The 4160-nt window shown below is 45.6% G+C and carries 4 protein-coding genes; 2 read left to right on the top strand and 2 right to left on the bottom strand.

What is annotated here, in order from left to right; translation table 11 throughout:
- Positions 1-181 precede the first annotated feature (181 nt).
- Complete coding sequence (locus tag RMO55_RS16760) at positions 182-718, top strand: pyridoxamine 5'-phosphate oxidase family protein (protein ID WP_310428350.1); 537 nt, start codon at positions 182-184, stop codon at positions 716-718.
- A gap of 419 nt (positions 719-1137) precedes the next feature.
- A complete protein-coding gene (locus tag RMO55_RS16755) occupies positions 1138-2937 on the top strand; it encodes an N-acetylmuramoyl-L-alanine amidase (RefSeq protein ID WP_310428347.1) in 1800 nt (599 codons plus the stop codon).
- 26 nt (positions 2938-2963) lie between these two features.
- Here RMO55_RS16755 and RMO55_RS16750 read toward each other — a convergent pair whose 3' ends face one another.
- Both RMO55_RS16750 and RMO55_RS16745 read right to left on the bottom strand, forming a co-directional pair.
- Positions 2964-3398 carry an HAD family hydrolase gene (locus tag RMO55_RS16750; RefSeq protein ID WP_310428344.1) on the bottom strand — a complete coding sequence of 145 codons (435 nt, stop codon included), beginning with the start codon at positions 3396-3398 and terminating at the stop codon, positions 2964-2966.
- Positions 3364-4160, bottom strand: a 797-nt coding sequence (locus tag RMO55_RS16745; RefSeq protein ID WP_310428341.1) for an STM4011 family radical SAM protein, incomplete at its 5' end; no start/stop codon positions are given. The genes RMO55_RS16745 and RMO55_RS16750, both read right to left, overlap by 35 nt.

Here is a 4160-nt window from a genome sequence, read left to right as displayed (position 1 = left end):
GGCGTTTTTATTCGGGGGGAACCCCCGAATAAAAAAAACGACAAGACAGCGAATCAAGACAGAGAGCGCAGAGGGTATAAAGAAAAAGCTTATCTATAGTCTTTGAGCGGGAAGGGAGTATACTCGATCGATTCGAGACTTCAACGTTTAAAATCTAAGTATCCTCTAGCCCTAAATTCTGATGGCTAAATTTTATTCGCAACTGGACAGTCAACTGTGTAAATTTATCGAGGAGCAAAAGCTCTTCTTTACAGCTACAGCCCCAATTGAAGGACGGATTAACCTATCGCCGAAGGGAATCGATTCTTTTCGCTGCTTAGATTTTGACAAGGTAGCTTATTTAGATCTGACAGGAAGTGGCAACGAGACAGCCGCGCACTTGTATCAAAATGGGCGGATGACAATCATGTTTTGTAGCTTTACAGACAAACCCTTAATCTTGCGAATATATGGGCGAGGCGAAGTTATTAGATCCGATTCTCCACAGTGGGATCGTTTAATCGAGAAATTTGTCGATCTACCAGGTAAACGTCAGTTGATTCTGGTACATGTAGAATCAGTTCAAACGTCTTGCGGCTATGGAGTCCCGATCTATGAACTCCAGGAAGAACGATCGACTCTAACAGATTGGGCAGTTAAAAAAGGTGCAGATGGAATCAGTGCGTATCAACTCCAAAATAATCTTACCAGCATCGACGGCTTGCCTACTCATCTCTAGAGACGATCGCGACAAAATTTCTTGAAACCTTTGCACGGGATTCGGGGTTCGGGGTTTCTCGTTCCGAGACGCACTCGCGTTCGGGATTCGGGAACAGAGGATAATCGAGTAGAGAAGATCTCAGGAACATTATCTTGCCAGAAGTAGACGACTATATTAGTTATTTAGGCTCGATGCTAGATCTGCGAGGATACATAGCTCTTTGGTAGTCGATCGCGAGAATTAAGTATCTGGAGATCGAGATAAAATGCTATAATTCCAAGCAATAAATAAGTATAAACACTCAGTCAATCTAGCCCGATTCTTTGTCGATCGAAGACTAACACTAGTGAGACAGAGCAAACAATTTTACTCAAAACCAAATAACTGATTCAAACATCATGCTCGGCAAGTATTCGCATTTAGGAATTTTAGGTGGCATGATTATCTCATGCCCGATCGTCGCACAACTGGTTACGGCACAACTAGTCGCACCACAAATTGCCACCTCAAAATCGCTATATGTCTCATATCCACCCGCCGATTATCAAACTTCGTCCGATCGAGTATTCTTAATTGGTAGTGCGCCGAGTGCCGGAAAAGTATCAATTAATAGCAAGTTTGTCCCCCGCAGTCAACAGGGACATTTTGCGTCTGTCTTCAATCTCAAAGTGGGTAAAAATACCTTCGCTGTCGATTATCAAGGACAGTCGAAAACGATCGTCGTAACTAGATCCGCGATCTCCAAAACCGATCCGCCCAAAGACAATTTTACACCCAATTCATTAGAACCCCAAGGGGATATGGCGCGGATGCCTGGTGAAATGGTATGTTTTGGCGCAAACGCGCCCACAAAAGCCAAAGTCCAGGTAAATATAGCTGGACAAGATATCAAGTTACAAGAGCAAACTAATAGCGTTGAATTACCCGATAATAAAGCCGCTTTAATCGATAAAAACCAACCCCAAGCGATGTACGGCGCAGGGCAATATTTAGGCTGTGCGATCGCGTCTGCTGCTGCGGATTTGGGCAATCCTACCTATAAACTAGAAGTAGGCAACCCCGCCACCACCGTATCTCAAGCCGCACCAGGAAAAGTGCAGATTCTCTCACCCGTGAATCTAGATATTGCCGAAGTCAAAGTTGAAGGCGGGATTACCCGCACGGGTGCAGGTTCGGATTTTAGTCGGCTCACCCCCCTCCCCAAGGGCACTAAGGCGGCGATTACCGCTCGTCAGATGGGTAATAATAATGGTAAACAAGCTAACTGGGTACGGCTCGATTATGGGGGCTGGATTCTTGCCGAGCAGGTGCAAGTGACTACCGGAGTAGCAGTACCGCCCAAAACGATCGTCAAAAGCGTCACCAGTAAAGAGCGCGCAGGAGCTACCGACGTAGTGATTCCGCTCCAAGTCCCCGTACCGATTACCCTCGAACAAGGGACAAATACCGTCACCCTCACCCTCTACAATACCACCGCCCAAACCGACATTATCCGGTTCAATGATAACCCCGTCGTTTCCCGCCTAGATTGGAAGCAGAGTAGCCCTGGAGTGGTGCAATATGTGTTTAACCTCAAATCTAAACAACAGTGGGGTTATAAGCTCAGATACCAAGGTAGCAACCTCGTGCTATCGCTTCGACATCCCCCCAAACTCGACAAAAATAATCTCGATCGACCGTTAACTGGCACTAAAATTTTACTAGATCCAGGACATGGCGGCAAAGATTCTGGCGCAGTCGGGCCGAATGGTTATACCGAAAAAGATGCTAATCTCTATGCATCTAAACTCTTAGCAAACGAATTAGCCATGCGGGGTGCGTCGGTGTATTTATCGCGAGAAGCAGATAAATTTATCGAACTCAACGATCGACAGACAATTATTGATAACCTAGAACCTACCCTCGCCCTCTCCGTCCATCATAACTCCCTCCCCGACGGCGGCAATCCCGACACCAAAGGTTTCTCCACCTTCTGGTACCACGCCCAAGCCCAGAGTCTCGCCATGTACCTCCACAATTATGTGGTCAAAGATACAGGTCGTCCCTCCTACGGTGTATTCTGGGATAACCTCGCCCTCGCCCGCCCCGCCTCGGCTCCCTCGGTGCTATTAGAGTGGGGTTTTATGAGCAATCCGAGTGAATTCGAGCAGATTGCTAATCCCCAGGAGCAGCAAAAAATGGCAAAATCGATCGCGGATGGAATTACTCAATGGTTGGTAACATCAGGTAAGAATTAGGTGTTGTTGGATCGAGGGATGAAAAGCTAGAGAGGGAAAGGGGGAAGCGGGGAGCGGGGAGCTAATAAAAAATCGTGTAATTCCTGCACTGTCGCACACGATCGATCTGGATTAGCCGCCATTAATAATTCTGGTGTCGGACTTCCCCATAAAGCACCGATCGAATATACATTAGCTGCTTTAGCTGCTTGAATATCATCGGGACTATCGCCGACCATTATTGCATCTTGAGGTTTAATATTCAATTGCTGTAAGGCGAGCAGAATTCCCGCTGGATGGGGTTTAGGCAATCTTACATCTTGACGAGTAATTAATAGATCGATCGACCATTCTAGATGAGTGATTAATCGATCGCAAAATGGTTTACGACTGGATGTGACGATCGCAATGGGAATTTGATGCGCTGAAAGTGCTTGCAATAGTTCGTTAATTCCCGCGTAAGGTTGGATCTGGGAAATCATCTGGTAGGCTGCTTGTTGTTGCTTGGTTTGGCGGAGTTCGACGAGGGGTGATGAATCGATAAGGGTGAAATCGAGATCGAATAATACTGCCATATTTTGATTTTATCGATTCGATCGTGCAGCTAGGACTAGAAGTCGGGCTTTTTAAAAAAGCCCGACTTCCGGCGGAAGGGATGCGTTCTAAGATGCCATCGCCATAGACTTTATCTAAATTAAATTCTTCGAGATGAACGTACCCAATATGACAGCGACAAACTTGATTTTGGCAAGTTCTAGGGAATAAAGATTCTTCAAAGTTTGGGTCGTAAATATTGCCGATCGAATCGGGGATAAAATGACAGCGGCGCATCGTACCTTCCCCATCTACTGTAATTACTTGATGCCCAGTGCGGCAGGGTTTGCCGAAGGTATTGTAAACTTGGTTGTTGATGGGAAATAGTTGGTCGATTTGGGTAAATAAATCGATGTCGGCGGAGGTATAATAGTCGAGTTGACGTTTGTAAGCATTTACCCAGAGATAGATATTTGGATCTAATTGTTGGCGTAATAGTTGCGATTGGGTTTGGTGTTCTTTTAGTCCGACAATTCCCACGCTGTATTTAACATTGTGGAGATCGAGGATCTGACATTGTACTAAGAACTTCTCGATCGATACTTCTGTCGGATGAAAGGTAGTCCAGAGAGCTAAGATATCTAAATTGCAATCTTTTACCCAATCTAAGTCACAAGCAAGATTAGTTTGGATGGCTACTTTAGTTACTT

The organism is Chamaesiphon sp. VAR_48_metabat_135_sub (assembly GCF_031418915.1).
Lineage (GTDB): Bacteria > Cyanobacteriota > Cyanobacteriia > Cyanobacteriales > Chamaesiphonaceae > Chamaesiphon.
Note: the sequence above shows the minus strand (reverse complement) of the source record. Positions and strands in the feature narration are given on the sequence as shown.

Coding starts and splice junctions, on each gene's coding strand:
- RMO55_RS16760 (WP_310428350.1), top strand. CDS start 182: ATGGCTAAATTTTATTCGCAACTGGACAGTCAACTGTGTAAATTTATC.
- RMO55_RS16755 (WP_310428347.1), top strand. CDS start 1,138: ATGATTATCTCATGCCCGATCGTCGCACAACTGGTTACGGCACAACTA.
- RMO55_RS16750 (WP_310428344.1), bottom strand. CDS start 3,398: ATGATTTCCCAGATCCAACCTTACGCGGGAATTAACGAACTATTGCAA.